The organism is Bradyrhizobium sp. BLXBL-01, assembly GCF_051853025.1.
Classification (GTDB): Bacteria; Pseudomonadota; Alphaproteobacteria; order Rhizobiales; family Xanthobacteraceae; genus Bradyrhizobium.
On record NZ_CP182471.1, the window covers coordinates 3,230,076 to 3,246,218 of the forward strand.

The window sequence follows — 16,143 nt, forward strand, 5'->3', positions numbered from 1 at the left end:
AGCTCGCGACCGGACCCGCGAAGAAGGAGAACAAGATGCGGATGCTGCTGGTGGGAATAGCGCTCGTCCTGATGACATCTGCTGCCATGACAAGTTCTGCCGTGGCGGATGACGATGACGCGAAGGGCGCGCAGAAGCTCGCCCAGCAGGGCCGCGACGATTACTGGCATTGCCTGGCGCGGGAATATTCGCGCGACTCCAATCAGGGCCTGTCGGAGCAGGATTTCGGCCGCTCGGTTGCGGGCGCCTGTCCTTCTGAGCGGCAATATTACCGGGTGGCGCTGCTCGATTATCTCACCACGCAGTATCCAAAGATCGATGCCGGCGCCCATCTCGCCACCGCGAACAGGGCGGTGGAGGCGGCGCAGAAGGACATCGTGATGGCCTTCGTCAAGCATCGGCCGCCGGCGAAGTAGCCCGTCGCTAGTGCTGTCTGTGAGCTCTTCCGGCCGCGCGCGCATCCGTGGTATCAGTGGGCCGGTCTGGAGCGGGGATGGACTTGCATGTCGTCTGAGTCGGTGGGTGGCATTCTGGGGGCGATCGTCGCGGCGGTCGTGCTTGCGGTTGCCGTCGTGTTCGGGCCGATCGGCCAGTACGGCAAGCCGCCCAAGCCGGCGAAGGCCGAGCCGGCCCCAGCGGCGGCACCGGCAGCCCCCGCCGCGCCCGCGCCACGCGGGCCGATCATCCGGGAAGTGCCCAACCAATAGGGCATGAAAATCCGGGTTTCGGCCCCTTGCGGAACGCCATTGCCGTCCCCATTTAGCTTCTAACGGCGACGTTGAGCGTAAAGATCTCCATCGCCGGAACGACCTTGGAATAGCTTAAGGCCTGCGCCGGATGTACGCGCGGCCCGCCGTTCCGGGGTCGTTGGCATTTTAGGGCCCTTTTCGGCCATTCCCCAGAACCCCGGCTTGGCAGCGCAGGATGCGGCGGATATACGCTGCCGTCATGAACGAAGCGATCAGACCGGGCATCGACAACCAGGCTCAAGAGGGGCCGGAACTGTCGGTCATCGTCCCGACCTTCAACGAGCGCGACAACGTCACGGTGCTGTACCGGCGCCTGGAGGCGACGCTCGCCAACGTCGCCTGGGAAGTCGTGTTCGTCGATGACAATTCGCCCGACGGCACCTGGGACGTCGTGCGCGAACTGGCGCAGCGCGACAGCCGCGTGCGCTGCGTCCGCCGCATCGGCCGCCGCGGCCTGTCGGGCGCCTGCATCGAGGGCATCCTCGCCTCCAGCGCGCCCTATGTGGCCGTGATCGATGCCGACCTCCAGCACGACGAGACGCAGCTGCCCAAGATGCTGTTGCTGCTAGCAAGCGATCAGGCCGACCTCGTCGTTGGCAGCCGCTACATCGAGGGCTACAAGAGCGAAGGCTTCAACAAGCAGCGCGCCGGCGCCAGCGCGCTCGCGACCGAGGTCGCCAAGAAGATGCTGCGGGTCGAGATTGCCGATCCCATGAGCGGCTTCTTCATGATCCGCCGCGACCGCTTCGAGCAGCTCGCACCGAAGCTCTCCGTGCACGGCTTCAAGATCCTGCTCGACATCGTCGCGACCGCGCATGGCAGCTTGCGGGCGGTCGAGATTCCCTACACCTTCGGCGCCCGCCAGCACGGCGAGAGCAAGCTCGATTCCATGGTCGCGCTCGACTTCCTCGGTCTCGTCTTCGCCAAGCTGACCAACGACGTCGTCTCGCTGCGCTTCATCCTGTTCGCGATGGTCGGCGGCTTCGGCTTGGTGGTGCACCTGACCACGCTGTTCATCGCGCTTCGCCTGTTCAACGCGCCATTCGCGGAGGCGCAGGCCGCCGGCGCCATCGTCGCCATGACCAGCAATTTCATCCTCAACAACTTCCTCACCTATCGCGACCAGCGGCTGAAGGGCTTTGCGCTGCTGCGCGGCCTGATCGCCTTCTACATCGTGTGCAGCGTCGGCCTGCTCGCCAATGTCGGCGTCGCCTTCTCGGTCTACGACCAGGAGCCGATCTGGTGGCTGGCCGGCATGGCCGGCGCGCTGATGGGCGTGGTGTGGAACTACGCGATGTCCGGACTGTTCGTCTGGCGCAAGAAATAGCGCGACATGGGCGGAGCTGACGCGCGGATCGTCCGCAATACCGCGCTGCTGATTCTCGCGCTGGTGGGATTGCGGCTCGTTGCAGCCGCGTTCACCCCGATCACGTTCGACGAAGCCTATTACTGGATGTGGTCGAAGAGCCTCGCCGGAGGCTATTACGACCATCCGCCGATGGTCGCCTATGTGATCCGCGCCGGCACCATGATCGCGGGCGATACCGAGCTCGGCGTCCGCCTCGTCTCGATCCTGCTGGCGCTGCCGATGAGCTACGCGGTCTATCGCTCCGCCGCGATCCTGTTCGGCGGCGCACGCGTGGCCGCGACCAGCGCCATCCTGCTCAATGTGACGCTGCTTGCTTCCGTCGGCACACTGATCGTCACGCCCGATGCGCCGCTGCTGGTCGCCTCCAGCTTCGTGCTGTTCTTCCTCGCCAAGGTGCTGGAGACGGGACGGGGCGCCTGGTGGCTCGCGGTTGGCGTTGCGGTCGGCGCGGCGCTGCTGTCGAAATACACCGCGATGTTCTTCGGGCCGGCGATCCTGATCTGGCTCGCATCCGTGCCAAAACTCCGGCGCTGGTTTCTCTCGCCCTGGCCCTATCTCGGCGGCCTCGTGGCCCTGGCGCTGTTCTCGCCGGTGATCCTCTGGAATGCAGACCATCAATGGGTCTCGTTCGCAAAGCAGCTCGGCCGCGCCAGGATCGAGGACTTCCGCCCCGTCTTCATCGCCGAGCTGATCCCGACCCAGATCGCGTTCGCAACGCCGCTGGTCTTCATCCTCGGCGCAATGGGCCTGCACGCGCTGACCTGGCAGCGCGCCGGCGCGCTGGCCTCGCGGGTGCTGATCGAGACGATGTTCTGGACCATCGTCGCCTATTTCGTCTGGCATTCGCTGCATGCCCGCGTCGAGGCCAACTGGTTCGCACCGGTGTATCCGCCGTTTGTCATAGCCGCGGCCGCCGCCGCCAATCTCGCGCAGTGGAAGCCGCGTCAGCGGCGCCTCGTCGACTTTTGCCTGCGCTGGGCCGCGCCGGTGGGCATCGTCATGTTCGCAGCCCTGATCGTGCAGGCCAATACCGGCTGGTTGTCCGGATATCGCCGCGATGCCACCGTGCGCAGTGTCGGTGTCGGCTGGCGCGAGCTCGCGGCAGAGATCGAGGCGGTGCGCGTGCGCAGTGGCGCGACCTGTGTGCTCGCGCAGGATTACGGCACCACGAGCTGGCTCGCATTCTATCTGCCGCGCGGCACCTGCGTCGCGCAGCAAAGCCAGCGCATCCGCTGGATCAACATGAAAGAGCCCGATCCCAAGCTGCTCGCCGGCAGGCTGCTCTATGTCGACGAGCTACGCGCAGACGGAAATCCCGCCCTCAATGCTCTCTTTGCGCAGGTGACGCAGGTGGCGCAATTGCAGCGCAAGCGCGGGCCGCTCGTGGTCGAGACCTACGGCATCGACCTGCTGGAAGGTGCCAAGGGCGAGGTGCTGGACCGCTCGCCGCCGCCGGAAGCGCGGTAGCGCCTTAGAGCGGAATGGCTCTAGGTCGAATCGATTGCCGCGGGCTCGGTGCAACCTCTCCCGCTTGCGGGAGAGGTCGCGCCGAAGGCGCGGGTGAGGGTTTTCTCCTCCAGGGGATTGTCCCATTGCGGAAACACCCTCTCCCCAACCCTCTCCCGCAAGCGGGAGAGGGAGCGCACCTCCGTCTTTGCAGCGATCGAGCCTCACTTCATCGCGCTTTAGCCCATCATCTCGGCCTTGGCCGCATCCTGGCCTGGTCCATCCCGGTCGCGCCAGAACCAGACGGTCACGACGCCGGAGCGGCCGCGGACCTGAGCGAGCAGGGGGCCGGACAAAACGCCGTCGGGCGCGCCCTGGAAGTCGGCCGCATCCAGCAGCGTGTCGCTCAGCGCGAGGCGCGCATCGTTCTGGGCGGCAATCTCCATCAGCCGGCTTGCGACGTTGACGGTATCGCCTGTCGCCGTGATGTGCTGATGGCTTTCGCCGAGCCGCGAGGCGACGATCGGGCCGCAATGCGCGCCGATCTTGAAGCCGAGCTGACCTGCGATCGCCGGCGGCAGCGAGGCGATCCAGCCTGCGAGGCCGCGATGCAGATCGATCGCGCATTTCAGCGCGCGTGCCGAATCGTCGGGCATCGCGCGCGGCAGCCCGAACAGGATCATGGCGCCGTCGCCGAGGAAGCCCGTGATCATGCCGCCGCAATCGATCGCGGTCCGGTCGATCAGCGCATGAAACGCCTTCAGGATATCCGTGAGCTCGTCCGGATCGATCCGCTCGCTCAGACCGGTGAAACCGGAGAGATCGACGAACACCACGGCTGCGTCCTGCCGCACCGGCTTCGACAGGAAGTTCGGATCTCGCGCCAGCCAATCCTGCAGCGCCGGAGCCTGGAATTGCGCGAGCGACCTGCTCCGGGCGGCGAAATATTGCGTGCGGCGGCCCCCGGCCCACAGCTGCACGCCGGCAAAGACCGCAACCGGCGGTACCGCCGCGACGAGCGTGGTCGCGGCGTTCAGCCAGACGCCATGCATGAACGCGAACAGGTTGAGCCCGGCCCAGGCGATCATCACCGCGGCCGCGGCCATGGTGCCGAGCGCGATGCGCTGCCAGGCGAGCAGGCCGACCAGCAGCATCGGCAGCAGGATCGCCGTGAGCGCGTCGGCAATGCGGACCCTGTGGTCGCGCAAGATGGCGTCGCCGGCAACGAGATGCGTGATCGCGGTCGAGACCACCTCGACGCCGGGCATCAGCGAATCGAACGGCGTCGGATAGAAATCGCCGCCGCCGGCGACGGAGGCGCCGATCACGACGATCCGGTTCTCGATGGCCGCGCGATCGAGCGTGCCGTCGAAGATGCTCTGTGCGCTGACGGTACGGATGGTGCGGCGCGGGCCGTAATAGGTGATCGGCAATGCCAGATTGCTGTCGGTCGGCACCAGGCGATCGCCGAGCATGAGATGGCCCGGCGCGACGGTCAGCGGCTTGTCGAGCGCGCGGGCCGCGACGCGCAACGGAAACGACAGCTCGACCTTGTCGCGGGTCCGGAACAGCATCGGCACCGCGAGCGGCGAGCCTGATTGCCCTGTCGCGACGTTGACGACGCCGACCTCGGCGTGAACGGCGAATGCGGGCAATGGCTGCAGGAAGCGCTCGGCCTCGGGCAGCACGGCCAGCGGACCTTCGCTGCTGGGGGCCACGGTTTCGCTGGCGGAGGGGAAGATCGCCGCGGCGGCGAGCACCATCGGGCCGGTGGCGAGCGTGTTGGCGAGCGTCGCATCGCCGATCGCTGCGCTGCGATCGACCAGCAGCAGGTCGATCGCCACGACCTTCGGCTTGAACTGCACGATGGTGTCGACGACGCGGGCGAGATCGGCGCGCGGCAGCGGATAGCTGCCGCCCCGCTTCACCACGGTGTCGTCGATCGCGACGATCGTGACGAGATCCGGCGGACGCTGCACGCCGCGGGCCTGCGTCCGCCAGTCTGTCAGCGTCGCTTCGAGGCGGTCGAGAAAGCGCAGATGGCCGTCGGCATGCGTGGCATAGATGCCCGCGCCCCACAGCGCGGTGAGGACGAGTGCCACCAGGATCTGAACGCGTCGGCTGCGCATGCGGTCGTCTTGCAATCCTATTGTCCAAATTTCATGGGCCGGGCCTGGTCGACCAGGGGCTCATTGCCCGAGTCTTGCCATCAGCGCATCGACGCGCGGCTGGCCCCAGGTCTTGACGATCAGGGGGCCGGTTGCCTCGACATCGACGCCTTCGCCGGGCCCAAGCACGACGCCGCGTCCACGAGCCCTGCGGCTCACGCCGACCCGGCCGTCTGCGACGAACACGGCGGTCTTGGCGTCAGCGACATCGACCGCCCATTTGGTGCCGCGCACCGCGGCAATCGCTTGCGGCGTCAGCACCTTGAAGGGATTGCCCCGCGGCTTCTTGGGCACCTCGAGCAGCAAGGCTTTGCTGCTCAATTCGACCGAGTCTATATGTCCGTCGCGGTTGGCGTCCTTCAGTTCAAACTTGGCGCCGTTTTCCGCGACGATGGTGATGCCGTTGTCGCAGCGCCAGGTCTGCGTCCCGGCAGCCGACGGCGATGCCGTGCAGCCCGCATCGGCCGCAGGCTGCGCCATCGCAGATCCAATCAACAGAAGCGACCCCGCCAGGGCGAAAAGCCCTGCGCGCGCGATCCCTCTCATGCCAGCCTCCGTTTGCGTGCTCGGCACAGGTCAGGGCGGGACGATACGGTACCGTATCACACGCAGAGGCTGCTGAGAAGTGCCGACGTGGCAGCTATTTTCTCGCGGTGGCGATGTCCAGAACCGACGCGATCAACTTTCAGTCACGGCGCCGTGCCGCGTGAGGTCGCGTGACGCGTCATGCGCCTGGGCCGGTGCCGCATGGCCGGCGGAAGAGGCCTATCGGACGCGTGCTCCACCAGCCTCGCGCAACGCTTGCGCATTACGTTTTGGGGGCAGTCGAGGATCACGAAAATGACGTTGTTGAGTGCGTCATGGATGTGGCCGAGGACGTCCGCAGAGCGTGCTGAATCGGCCGAGAATTATGGTGAACAGACCCGACTAAGTCCGTAGTTCTGCGGGCTTTTTTCTCAAAACGGGACAACGTTAACGAGTTGCCCCAGATCCGCCCGAACTTAATCCGCATTTAACTAAAAGTCGCCTTAATGACGCTCCGACCCTCTGCGAGATGCTGTTCCCGGATCGTGACCAGCGGCGCTTCGAAGGGGGACTGAGTGACACCGTCCTGGACGCAAGGCGAATGAGTACGAGTATCGCTGCGCAGAGTAACGCGGCACGGAAGTCCAAGAATTTCTCCAAGAACAATTCGCGGAAATCTTCCCGGAAAATGACAACGACCAATTGGCTTGGCGCCGCGGCGATCGGCTGCGTCGTGATGGGCGCCGGCTGGACCATCCACAGCAACATCTTCGGCGCGAGCGTCTATCCGACGGTGGGCAGCATCGGCTACGACGAGCCGGTGATCAAGCGCGCGCCCAGGGTGGCACTGCGTGAGGCGGGCGAAGCCATCAAGGAAACTTTCGCGCTGCTGCCCGACCGGCTGCAGGTCGCAGCTCCGATCTCGCGCGAGATGTTCAACGAGCGCTTTGCCGCGGCGGCGACGCAAGGCGTGCCGTCGAATGCCGCGAGCGCACCCGCAGCCCAGGTTGCGGCAACCAAGGAAACTTCGAAGGACGCCCCGAAGCAGAGCGTGATCGCCAAGGTCGCGGACGCGCTGAAGCCGGCGGCCAAATCCACTGACAAGACCATCGACAAGCCTGCTGACAAGGCCAAGCGCGAGGGCCAGATGCAACTGGCCTCGGCCGACCCGGCCGAGATCGTGCCGGCGCCCGAAGCGAAACCGAAATCCTTCGCCGATCGCGCCAAGGCCGCGGTGATGTCGATCACCGCTCCGCGCCAGTCGATGGTCGAAAAGCTCTGGGGCAAGCGCGAGCCGTCGGGTGGACTGCTCGCCTACGCCTCGGCCGATGCCAGCGTGACGGCATCCATCGCGCCGAAGGAGCAGAACCCCATGCTCGGCGGCGCGCCGCCCTATGAGCGCGACACCGCGGTCTACGACATCACCGCCAAAACGGTGTATCTGCCCGACGGCACCAGGCTCGAGGCGCATTCCGGCCTCGGCTCCAATCTCGACGATCCGCGCTCCTCGAAGATCCGCATGCGCGGCGTGACGCCCCCGCACATCTACACGCTGAAGCCGCGCGAGGCGCTGTTCCACGGCGTGCCGGCGCTGCGCCTGACCCCGATCGGCGGCGAGAGTGCGATCTACGGCCGCGACGGCCTGCTCGCTCACACCTTCATGCTCGGGCCGAACGGTGATTCCAACGGCTGCGTGTCGTTCAAGGACTACTACGCGTTCCTCGACGCCTACCGCAACAAGGGCATCCGCAAGCTCGCCGTGCTGGCGCGGGTGGAGTGATCTCAGTCAATTCCCGGTAACGCAAAAGGGCCGCTCACTGCGGCCCTTTTGTTTTTTCGCTTTGCCAGCGCCATTGCCCGCATCGGTGACCTGCTACGCGGCATTGGCGGGCATGGTCTTGCGCAGCGCCATCTCGGTGGCGATCGCCTCTCGCACCACGGGCCGCGCCTGCATGCGTTCGAGATAGGCCGCCAGCGGCGGCCATTGCGTGATGTCTACCCCCGCCGGACGGAGCAGCAGCAAGGCCCAGGTGAGATGGGCATCTGCCACGGTGAAGCCGTTGCCGACGAGGAATTCGCGGTCTGCCAGATGCGCTGACGGCACCGACAGGGTCTGCGGGATCCGTGCACGCGGCTTGGCGAGCGAGCCGTCGTCCTTGTACCAGAAGGTCGGAAACAGGAACGCCTTGTGGATCTCGGCGCCGACGAAGCTCAGCCATTCCTGCAGGCGATAGCGATCGGGATCGCCGAACCGCGGCGCAAGACCCGTCTCCGGTTTCAGATCGGCGATGTATTGCAGCACCGCCGCGCTCTCCGTCAGCCGATCGCCGTTCTCCAGCACGAGGACCGGCACCGCTCCCTTCGGCGCTACGTCGCGAAAGTCGCTGTCGTCGTCCACGACCTGCTTGGTCCTGAGATGCACCAGATGATAGTGCGCCTCGAGGCCTGCTTCCATCAGCGCGATGCGGCTCGCAAGCGAGCAGGCCATCGGCGAGAAATAGAGTTGCAGCATCGCGTTGCTCCATTATTTCAGTGCGTCGCCGCGCGCGATGATGGCGAAGCGGTCGGATAGCTCGGCGAGTGCAACCTCATGGATGGTTCGAGCGTCCAGCGTGCCGCCGCGGCCGTCCGGCAGGTCGCGCGTGGCGCAGGAATCGGCATCGATCGTCGTGCGAAAACCGAGGTCGAGCGCGGCGCGCGCGGTGGAGCTGACGCACATATGCGTCATGAAGCCGGCCAGCACGATGTTCTTCCTGTCGGTTGCGGCAAGGCGCGCCTGCAAATCAGTGCCGGCGAACGCATTCGGCAACTCCTTCTCGATCACCAGCTCGCCGGCACGGGGGCTCAGTTCGGCGACGATGGCGCCGCGCTCAGCGCCACGATCGAACAGGCTGCCGGCCTTGCCGCGATGGGCAATATGGAAGATCGCGGCGCCGCTGTCGCGAGCCCGTGCCAGGAGCGCAGCCGCCCGCGCGATCGCAGGTCTCGCCTCGGGCAAAGCGAGAGGACCTTCGAGATACTCGTTCTGGATATCGATCAGCACCAGCGCGGCGTCGGCAAGGCGCGGCGGGTTGAGATCGGCGCCGGCGAGCTGCAGCAGGGTCTTCGCGGTCGTCATGGTCTTGGGAATCTCCGGGGCAAAGGCTGAACGAAACATAGCGCCGCGGAGGCCTGCCGATATGCAGGGATATTGCAGCGGGTGGCTGCGATATTGCAGGCCGCTCGGGGCCGGTATAGCCTCGCGCAATGAACTGGGACGATCTGCGCATCATCGCTGCCGTCAGGGAGGAGGGCACCTACGCCGGCGCCAGCGCGCGGCTGCGCATCGACGAAACGACGGTCGGACGCAGGCTGTCGCGCATCGAGCGTGCGCTCGGTTTGCGTCTGTTCGAGGCCGCCGACGGCGTCCGCCGGCCGACGCGGAGTTGCGAGGCGGTGCTGGCGCATGTCGAGGCGATGGCCGCACATGCCGCCGAGATCGGTCGCCTCAGCGAGAGCCTGGAAGGTCCGGTCGGACGTCTGCGCATCGCCTCCACCAATACGGTCGCCGAGGCGGTGCTGTCGCCGCGCACGAGCGACTTCCTGCGCGCTCATCCCGGCCTGACGTTGCAATTCCTCACCTCGAGCGAGAACGTCAAATTCTCGCGCTGGGAGGCCGATCTTGCCATCCGCCTGCGCAAGCCCGACAAGGGCGATTTCGCGATCTCCAGGGTCGGCGACATCAAGCTCTATTACTTCGAGCCTGCGAGGATCGAAGGCGAGCCGATGCTCTGCGTCTATCCGGACGAGCTCGGTGCCATTCCCGAGATGCAATTCCTGCGCACCAAGAAAGCCCGCGCGCGTTGCGTCACCGACAACGTTCGTGTCATCCGTAACCTGATCCGCGCGCATCAGGCCGCAGGCGTGTTGCCGGAGTATGTTTGCGCGGACTTGCTCGGCGATCGCCGCCTGCGCGCCACGCTGCTACCGAAGCGCCGCGACGTCTGGCTCTTGGTGCAGAACCATCTCAAGCGCGACGCTGCAGCGCGCGTGACCATCGACTGGGTGAGGGCGTGCTTCCAGGCGATGTCGCGCGGTTGAGGCGCTTCGCGGAGCAACGATCGCAATACTGCGACTACAGCTTTTGGTTGATGTACTCTCCGCTTCATCCTAACATCCGCTCGTCATTCCGGGGCGGCGCGAAGCGCCGAGCCCGGAATCCATAATCACAGGCCGATGGAATGGCGTACTACGTCTACATCCTGGCGAGTAGAAAATACGGCACGCTCTACATTGGCGTAACCAGCGACCTCGTTCGACGCGTTTACCAGCACAAGACCAAAGTCGTCCCGGGATTCACCAAGCGATACGGCGTCGACAAGCTGGTTCTGTTTGAGATTTTCGACGACCCCGCGAGTGCGATTGCTCGAGAAAAAGAACTGAAGAAATGGCGTCGGGATTGGAAGACGCGATTGATCGACGAACAGAATCCCAACTGGGATGATCTCAACAACGGGATCTCCAACTAGGACTTGTGGTTATGGCTTCCGGGCTCGCGGCTTCGCCGCGCCCCGGAATGACGGATGAAAAATCTTGCATCACCCCCTTGCAACCCGAACGTGCCTGGTCTATTAGCGCCGTCCTTCGCTAGGCCGTGGGTTCGGGCTCGTTGAGATCCCGACTGGCGCGGGCCGGTCTTCCGGTTTCGTGTCCCGCCGAATGAAGGAGAAACGCAGGACGTAGCTCATGGAGAGCGTCGGGTTGAAAGCCCGAAGGCATCGGTTCGATTCCGGTCTCTTGCACAAAGGATAGCTCAGTTTGGTAGAGCAGATGATTGTGACTCATCCTGTCGCGGGTTCGAATCCCGCTCCAGCGCTCCGTTTCAGCCTCATAAGCTGATACCTCTGAAGGGGACCGGACGCGCGCTTCAGTCGCCGTCCGGCCGCATTGCCCAAAAGGCTTTCGTCCGAACAACGACACTGTGAGACCGGCTTTGCGCCGCGGGTCGATACCGCTTGCGCCGATGCCGGGTGGCTCCGCATGACCGCGCGACGTCAGTCGCGCGATCGCGCGCGTGCGCCCGTCATCGTGCAAGCTCAAGCCCCGGCCCGCCGATTTCATGGGAAGCGTCGTCCGCGTCCTCAAGTCCTTTGCAAACGAAACCTGTCGTCCGGCATTCGGCCGGGCGCAAATGAAGGAGGCGTGCCATGACTTTGAACAAGGGCTGGCACTTGCTGATGCTGAACGTGACGGTGAAGGATGGCGAGCGTGCGTTGCTGACGCGCAACGGGCAGCTCGTGCGCGTGCTCGCGCCCGGCAAGCATCGCCTGTTCGATCCCCTGCACGAGCTGAGCGCCGAGGTGCTCGACGTGGTCCGCAGCGAATTTCCTGCGGAGCGCTACGCGGTGCTGAAGGCCGCGCGGCCTGATCTGGCCGCCGAGCTGTTCGAGGCGGTCGAGACCAAGGCGGACGAGATCGCCATCGTCAGCCTCGACGGCCGGCCCGTGCATCTGATGACGCCCTGGCAGGTGCGCGTCTACTGGAAGGTCGCAACCCGCATCGATGTCGAGCGCATCGATGTGTCCGCTGATCCCAAGGTCAGCGCGCGACATCTGGCCATGATCGAGCGCAACCGTTCGGCCGTGACGTCGGAGACGGTGGTCGAGAACCACGAGGCGGGCCTGCTCTATGTCGAGGGCCGGCTCACCGAGCGGCTCGCGCCCGGCCGGCACGCCTTCTGGACCGTCGGCCGCAAGATCGAGGTGAAGCGCCTCGACCTGCGGCCCCAGGCGGTCGAGATCACCGCGCAGGAGATGCTGACCAAGGATCGCATCGCGCTGCGGGTGACGCTGACGGCGTTCCGTAAGGTGGTCGATCCCGAGCGCACGGTTGCGACCGTGCCCGACGTGGATGCGTGGCTGTACCGCCTGGTGCAGTTCGCGATCCGCGAGGCGGTAGCTGGCCGGACGCTGGACGAGGTGCTGTCGGCGAAGGCGGCGCTGGATGCGGAGCTGCGCGACTATGTGCGGGCACGCGTCGCGGAGTCCGGCGTCGAGGTCACCGAGCTCGGCGTCAAGGACGTGATCCTGCCCGGCGAGATCCGGGAGCTGGTGAACAAGGTGGTGGAGGCGGAGCGGGTCGCGAAGGCGAACCTGATCCGCCGGCAGGAGGAGACCGCGGCGACGCGTTCGCTCCTGAACACTGCCCGCCTGATGGAGGAGAACCCCCTGCTGCTGCGGCTCAAGGAGCTGGAGTCGCTGGAGCGGCTGGTCGAGAAGGTCGGCCGCATCGACCTCCATGCCGGTGACGGCCAGGGCCTCGATGCGCTGCTGACCCGGCTCGTGCGCCTGAAGGCGCCCGAGAGCGCATGAACCGAAGGGCCGCCCACGGGCGGCCCTTCACATCTGCGTTGCCGCCGTCTGCGATGAACGCGATCGGCGCGCGGCGCGACCAATTTGAGCTGGTCGGGGATTGAGCGCGCTCGCAGGTTGCGTCATCTTGGGGCCGCAACGTCTTGATCAGGGAAGGCACATGACCGTTCTTCAGGAATCGATCCGCCCCGCGGCGCGATCCAGCGACTGGAAGGCGATCTCTGTCCTGATCCTGATGATCCCGGTGCTGTGGTCGCCGGTGATCCTGTTTCGCTTCGTCCTGTACCAGCCGTTCAACATCCCCTCCGGTTCGATGGCACCGGTGCTGATGGTCGGCGACTACGTCTTCGCGGCGAAATATGCCTACGGCTATGGCCGCTATTCCCTCCCGTTCGCGCCGTCTTGGATCTCGGGCCGCATCCTCGCCGCCGATCCCGAATATGGCGACATCGTCGTGTTCCGGACGGCGAAGGACAGTTCTGTCGACTACGTCAAGCGCGTCGTCGGCCTGCCCGGAGACCGCATCCAGATGCGGCAGGGCCAGCTCATCCTCAACGGTCGCCCGGTGACGCGCGTCGCCCTCGAGGCGACACCCGCCGGCGAGGCCTGCGGTGTCGACGACCGCGCGGCCGTCAAGCGCTGGCGCGAGACGTTGCCGAGCGGCGCGTCCTATGTGACCTACGACTGCGCCGACGACGGCACCCTCGACAACACCAACGTCTTCACGGTGCCGCCGGGCCACTTCTTCGTGCTCGGCGACAACCGCGACAATTCCACCGACAGCCGCATGCAGTCGACATTCGGCTTCGTGCCGATGGACAATCTCATCGGCAAGGTGACGCGGATTTTCTGGTCGCTCGACGAAGACGGCGAGCCGCGCTTCGAGCGGATCGGGAAGGTGGAGTGAGGCGCCCCGTCATTCCGGGGCAGCGCGCAGCGCTTGGTTGCGCGCGCTCTATCCGGGCTGTCATTCCGGGGCAGCGCGAAGCGCTGAGCCCGGAATCCATCAATCTGCAAGCTCAGCTCGCGATTTGTGGATATAGGTCGATCCACTGGGGATTCTTCTCCTCAATAAGCCGGACCTTCCATTCCCGTCGCCACTTCTTCAATTCCTTCTCGCGCGCGATGGCAGTTAGGGGATCGTCGTAGATTTCGAACCAAACGAGCCTGTCGACAGAGTATCTCTTGCTGAAACCGGCGACGGCTTTGCTCTTATGTTCATGGATACGGCGAACGATGTCGTTCGTCACGCCAGAGCGTGCCGTATTTCTTGCTGGCGAGGAGATAGACGTAGTGGGCCATGAGCAAGTGGTGAAATGGATTCCGGGTTCGCGACTTCGTCGCGCCACCATTTTACCACTTTGACGTGCATCGCCCCCAAACAAAAACCCCGGCATCGCTGCCGGGGTTTCGCGTGTCTCGACTTTGCCTGAACGGCCAGACTCAGAAGTCCATGCCGCCCATGCCACCGCCCGGGGGCATCGCGGGGCCGGCGCCGCCCTTCTTGGGCAGCTCGGCGACCATGGCTTCCGTGGTGATCAGGAGCGCGGCCACCGAGGCTGCGTTCTGGATCGCGGTGCGGACCACCTTGGTCGGGTCGATGATGCCCTTCTTGACGAGGTCGGCATATTCGCCGGTCTGGGAGTCGAAGCCGTAATTGTAGGCCTTGTTCTCCAGGATCTTGCCGACGATCACCGAGCCGTCTTCACCGGCGTTGATCGCGATCTGGCGAGCGGGCGCCGACAGCGCCTTGCGCACGATCTCGACGCCGGTCTTCTGGTCGTCGTTCTTGGTGCGCAGGCCCTTGAGCTGCTCGGAGGCACGGAGCAGGGCGACGCCGCCGCCCGGAACGATGCCTTCTTCCACGGCCGCGCGGGTCGCATGCATCGCGTCATCAACGCGATCCTTGCGCTCCTTCACCTCGACCTCGGTCGCGCCGCCGACGCGGATCACCGCGACGCCGCCCGCGAGCTTGGCGAGACGCTCCTGGAGCTTCTCACGGTCGTAGTCCGAGGTGGTCTCCTCGATCTGCGCCTTGATCTGGGCCACGCGCGCCTCGATGTCGGCCTTCTTGCCGGCGCCGTTGACGATCGTGGTGTTCTCCTTGTCGATCATCACCTTCTTGGCGCGACCGAGCATGTTGAGCGTGACGTTCTCGAGCTTGATGCCGAGATCTTCCGAGATCGCCTGGCCGCCGGTCAGGATCGCGATGTCCTGCAGCATGGCCTTGCGGCGATCGCCGAAGCCCGGAGCCTTGACGGCCGCGACCTTCAGGCCGCCGCGCAGACGGTTCACGACCAGGGTCGCGAGCGCTTCGCCCTCGACGTCCTCGGCGACGATGATCAGCGGCTTGCCGGTCTGCACCACGGCCTCGAGCAGCGGCAGCAGCTCGTTCAGCGAGGAGAGCTTCTTCTCGTTGATGAGGATGTAGGCGTCGTCCATCTCAACGCGCATCTTGTCGGCGTTGGTGACGAAGTAGGGCGAGATGTAGCCGCGGTCAAACTGCATGCCCTCGACCACGTCGAGCTCGGTCTCGAGCGACTTGGCTTCCTCGACGGTGATGACGCCCTCGTTGCCGACCTTCTTCATGGCGTCGGCGAGGAACTTGCCGATCTCGGCATCGCCGTTGGCCGAGATGGTGCCGACCTGGGCGATCTCGTCGTTCGAGGTGACCTTCTTCGAGTTCTTCTCGAGGTCGGCCACGACGGCCTCGACCGCGAGGTCGATACCGCGCTTGAGGTCCATCGGGTTCATGCCGGCGGCGACCGACTTGGCGCCTTCCTTCACGATCGCCTGGGCCAGCACGGTGGCGGTGGTGGTGCCGTCGCCGGCCGCGTCAGCGGACTTGGAGGCGACTTCGCGCACCATCTGCGCGCCCATGTTCTCGAACTTGTCGTCGAGCTCGATCTCCTTGGCGACGGTGACGCCGTCCTTGGTGATGCGGGGAGCGCCGAACGACTTGTCGAGCACGACGTTGCGGCCCTTCGGACCGAGCGTGACCTTCACCGCGTTGGCGAGAACGTCGACGCCGCGCAGCATCTTGTCGCGCGCTTCAACCGAGAATTTGACTTCTTTGGCTGCCATCTGGAGTTTTCCTTAGGTGAGTTTGACTGGAGGGAGGAGAGGGGCTCTTAAGCCGCCTTCTTCTTGGACTCGCTGACTTCGAGAACGCCCATCACGTCGCTCTCCTTCATGATCAGCAGGTCCTGGCCGTCGATCTTGACCTCGGTGCCGGACCACTTGCCGAACAGCACGCGGTCGCCGACCTTCAGGTCGATCGGGATCAGCTTGCCAGCTTCGTCGCGGCCACCGGGGCCAACGGCGACGACTTCGCCCTGGGAGGGCTTTTCCTTGGCAGTGTCGGGAATGATGATGCCGCCAGCGGTCTTCTCTTCGGCGTCGATGCGCTTGACCACGACGCGGTCGTGAAGCGGACGGAATTTCATGCAGTCCTCCTAAGCAATTGCTCGGGTTGAGGTTTTGAGGTTGTTAGCAATCGTTGCCCGTGAGTGCTAGCACGGGCGACGCTGAAATAG

Annotated in this window: 15 protein-coding genes, 2 tRNA genes and 1 pseudogene; 11 read left to right on the forward strand and 7 right to left on the reverse strand. The window is 65.2% G+C overall.

Translation table 11 applies throughout. The annotated features are described in order from the left end of the window. Nucleotides 1-35: 35 nt before the first annotated feature. The 4 genes from ACNJYA_RS14765 to ACNJYA_RS14780 all read left to right on the forward strand — a co-directional run bounded on the left by ACNJYA_RS14765 (nt 36) and on the right by ACNJYA_RS14780 (nt 3,585). Nucleotides 36-416, forward strand: coding sequence for a hypothetical protein (locus ACNJYA_RS14765; RefSeq protein WP_439366732.1), 381 nt, complete (start codon nt 36-38; stop codon nt 414-416). 87 nt (nt 417-503) lie between these two features. After that, nucleotides 504-707, forward strand: a complete 204-nt coding sequence (locus ACNJYA_RS14770; RefSeq protein ID WP_439366733.1) for a hypothetical protein — start codon at nt 504-506, stop codon at nt 705-707. 241 nt (nt 708-948) lie between these two features. Further along, nucleotides 949-2,076, forward strand: coding sequence for a glycosyltransferase family 2 protein (locus ACNJYA_RS14775; protein WP_172783026.1), 1,128 nt, complete (start codon nt 949-951; stop codon nt 2,074-2,076). Between the two features lie 6 nt (nt 2,077-2,082). Next, complete coding sequence (locus tag ACNJYA_RS14780; RefSeq protein ID WP_439366734.1) at nt 2,083-3,585, forward strand: glycosyltransferase family 39 protein; 1,503 nt, start codon at nt 2,083-2,085, stop codon at nt 3,583-3,585. A 218-nt stretch (nt 3,586-3,803) separates the two neighbouring features. Here ACNJYA_RS14780 and ACNJYA_RS14785 read toward each other — a convergent pair whose 3' ends face one another. Both ACNJYA_RS14785 and ACNJYA_RS14790 read right to left on the reverse strand, forming a co-directional pair. Further along, nucleotides 3,804-5,693, reverse strand: a complete 1,890-nt coding sequence (locus ACNJYA_RS14785) for a CHASE2 domain-containing protein (protein WP_439366735.1) — start codon at nt 5,691-5,693, stop codon at nt 3,804-3,806. A 60-nt stretch (nt 5,694-5,753) separates the two neighbouring features. Beyond that, the gene (locus ACNJYA_RS14790; RefSeq protein ID WP_439366736.1) at nt 5,754-6,278 is read right to left on the reverse strand and encodes a FecR domain-containing protein; all 525 of its coding nucleotides are present in this window, start codon (nt 6,276-6,278) and stop codon (nt 5,754-5,756) included. Between the two features lie 667 nt (nt 6,279-6,945). On the opposite strand from ACNJYA_RS14790, the gene ACNJYA_RS14795 reads away from it, so the two are divergent. Further along, nucleotides 6,946-8,037 (forward strand): DUF2778 domain-containing protein, encoded by a 1,092-nt coding sequence (locus ACNJYA_RS14795; RefSeq protein ID WP_439366737.1) that lies wholly within the window; start codon nt 6,946-6,948, stop codon nt 8,035-8,037. Nucleotides 8,038-8,130: 93 nt separating this feature from the next. Here the strand turns inward: ACNJYA_RS14795 and ACNJYA_RS14800 are convergent, their stop codons facing one another. After that, complete coding sequence (locus ACNJYA_RS14800; protein WP_439366738.1) at nt 8,131-8,769, reverse strand: glutathione S-transferase N-terminal domain-containing protein; 639 nt, start codon at nt 8,767-8,769, stop codon at nt 8,131-8,133. A gap of 12 nt (nt 8,770-8,781) precedes the next feature. Beyond that, nucleotides 8,782-9,375, reverse strand: a complete 594-nt coding sequence (locus ACNJYA_RS14805; RefSeq protein WP_439366739.1) for a cysteine hydrolase family protein — start codon at nt 9,373-9,375, stop codon at nt 8,782-8,784. Nucleotides 9,376-9,503: 128 nt separating this feature from the next. Here ACNJYA_RS14805 and ACNJYA_RS14810 point away from each other — a divergent pair, with 128 nt between their 5' ends. The 6 genes from ACNJYA_RS14810 (at nt 9,504) to lepB (ending at nt 13,514) form a co-directional block, all read left to right on the forward strand. After that, the gene (locus ACNJYA_RS14810; RefSeq protein WP_439366740.1) at nt 9,504-10,337 is read left to right on the forward strand and encodes a LysR family transcriptional regulator; all 834 of its coding nucleotides are present in this window, start codon (nt 9,504-9,506) and stop codon (nt 10,335-10,337) included. A gap of 140 nt (nt 10,338-10,477) precedes the next feature. Beyond that, nucleotides 10,478-10,765: a GIY-YIG nuclease family protein gene (locus tag ACNJYA_RS14815; RefSeq protein ID WP_439366741.1), complete on the forward strand. Its 288-nt coding sequence runs from the start codon at nt 10,478-10,480 to the stop codon at nt 10,763-10,765. 203 nt (nt 10,766-10,968) lie between these two features. Next, a tRNA-Phe gene (locus tag ACNJYA_RS14820) sits at nt 10,969-11,038 on the forward strand. 4 nt (nt 11,039-11,042) lie between these two features. Further along, nucleotides 11,043-11,108 (forward strand) — tRNA-His (locus ACNJYA_RS14825). Nucleotides 11,109-11,473: 365 nt separating this feature from the next. Further along, complete coding sequence (locus ACNJYA_RS14830; RefSeq protein WP_439367477.1) at nt 11,474-12,607, forward strand: slipin family protein; 1,134 nt, start codon at nt 11,474-11,476, stop codon at nt 12,605-12,607. A 160-nt stretch (nt 12,608-12,767) separates the two neighbouring features. Beyond that, entirely contained in the window at nt 12,768-13,514 is a 747-nt protein-coding gene (gene lepB, locus ACNJYA_RS14835; protein WP_439403152.1) for a signal peptidase I, read from the forward strand. A gap of 112 nt (nt 13,515-13,626) precedes the next feature. Here the strand turns inward: lepB and ACNJYA_RS14840 are convergent. The 3 genes and pseudogenes from ACNJYA_RS14840 to ACNJYA_RS14850 all read right to left on the reverse strand — a co-directional run bounded on the left by ACNJYA_RS14840 (nt 13,627) and on the right by ACNJYA_RS14850 (nt 16,053). Further along, nucleotides 13,627-13,909 (reverse strand): annotated as a pseudogene (locus ACNJYA_RS14840) (GIY-YIG nuclease family protein). A gap of 141 nt (nt 13,910-14,050) precedes the next feature. Next, complete coding sequence (groL, locus tag ACNJYA_RS14845) at nt 14,051-15,691, reverse strand: chaperonin GroEL (RefSeq protein ID WP_212258087.1); 1,641 nt, start codon at nt 15,689-15,691, stop codon at nt 14,051-14,053. A gap of 47 nt (nt 15,692-15,738) precedes the next feature. Beyond that, a complete protein-coding gene (locus tag ACNJYA_RS14850) occupies nt 15,739-16,053 on the reverse strand; it encodes a co-chaperone GroES (protein ID WP_025037205.1) in 315 nt (104 codons plus the stop codon). Between the last annotated feature and the right edge of the window lie 90 nt (nt 16,054-16,143).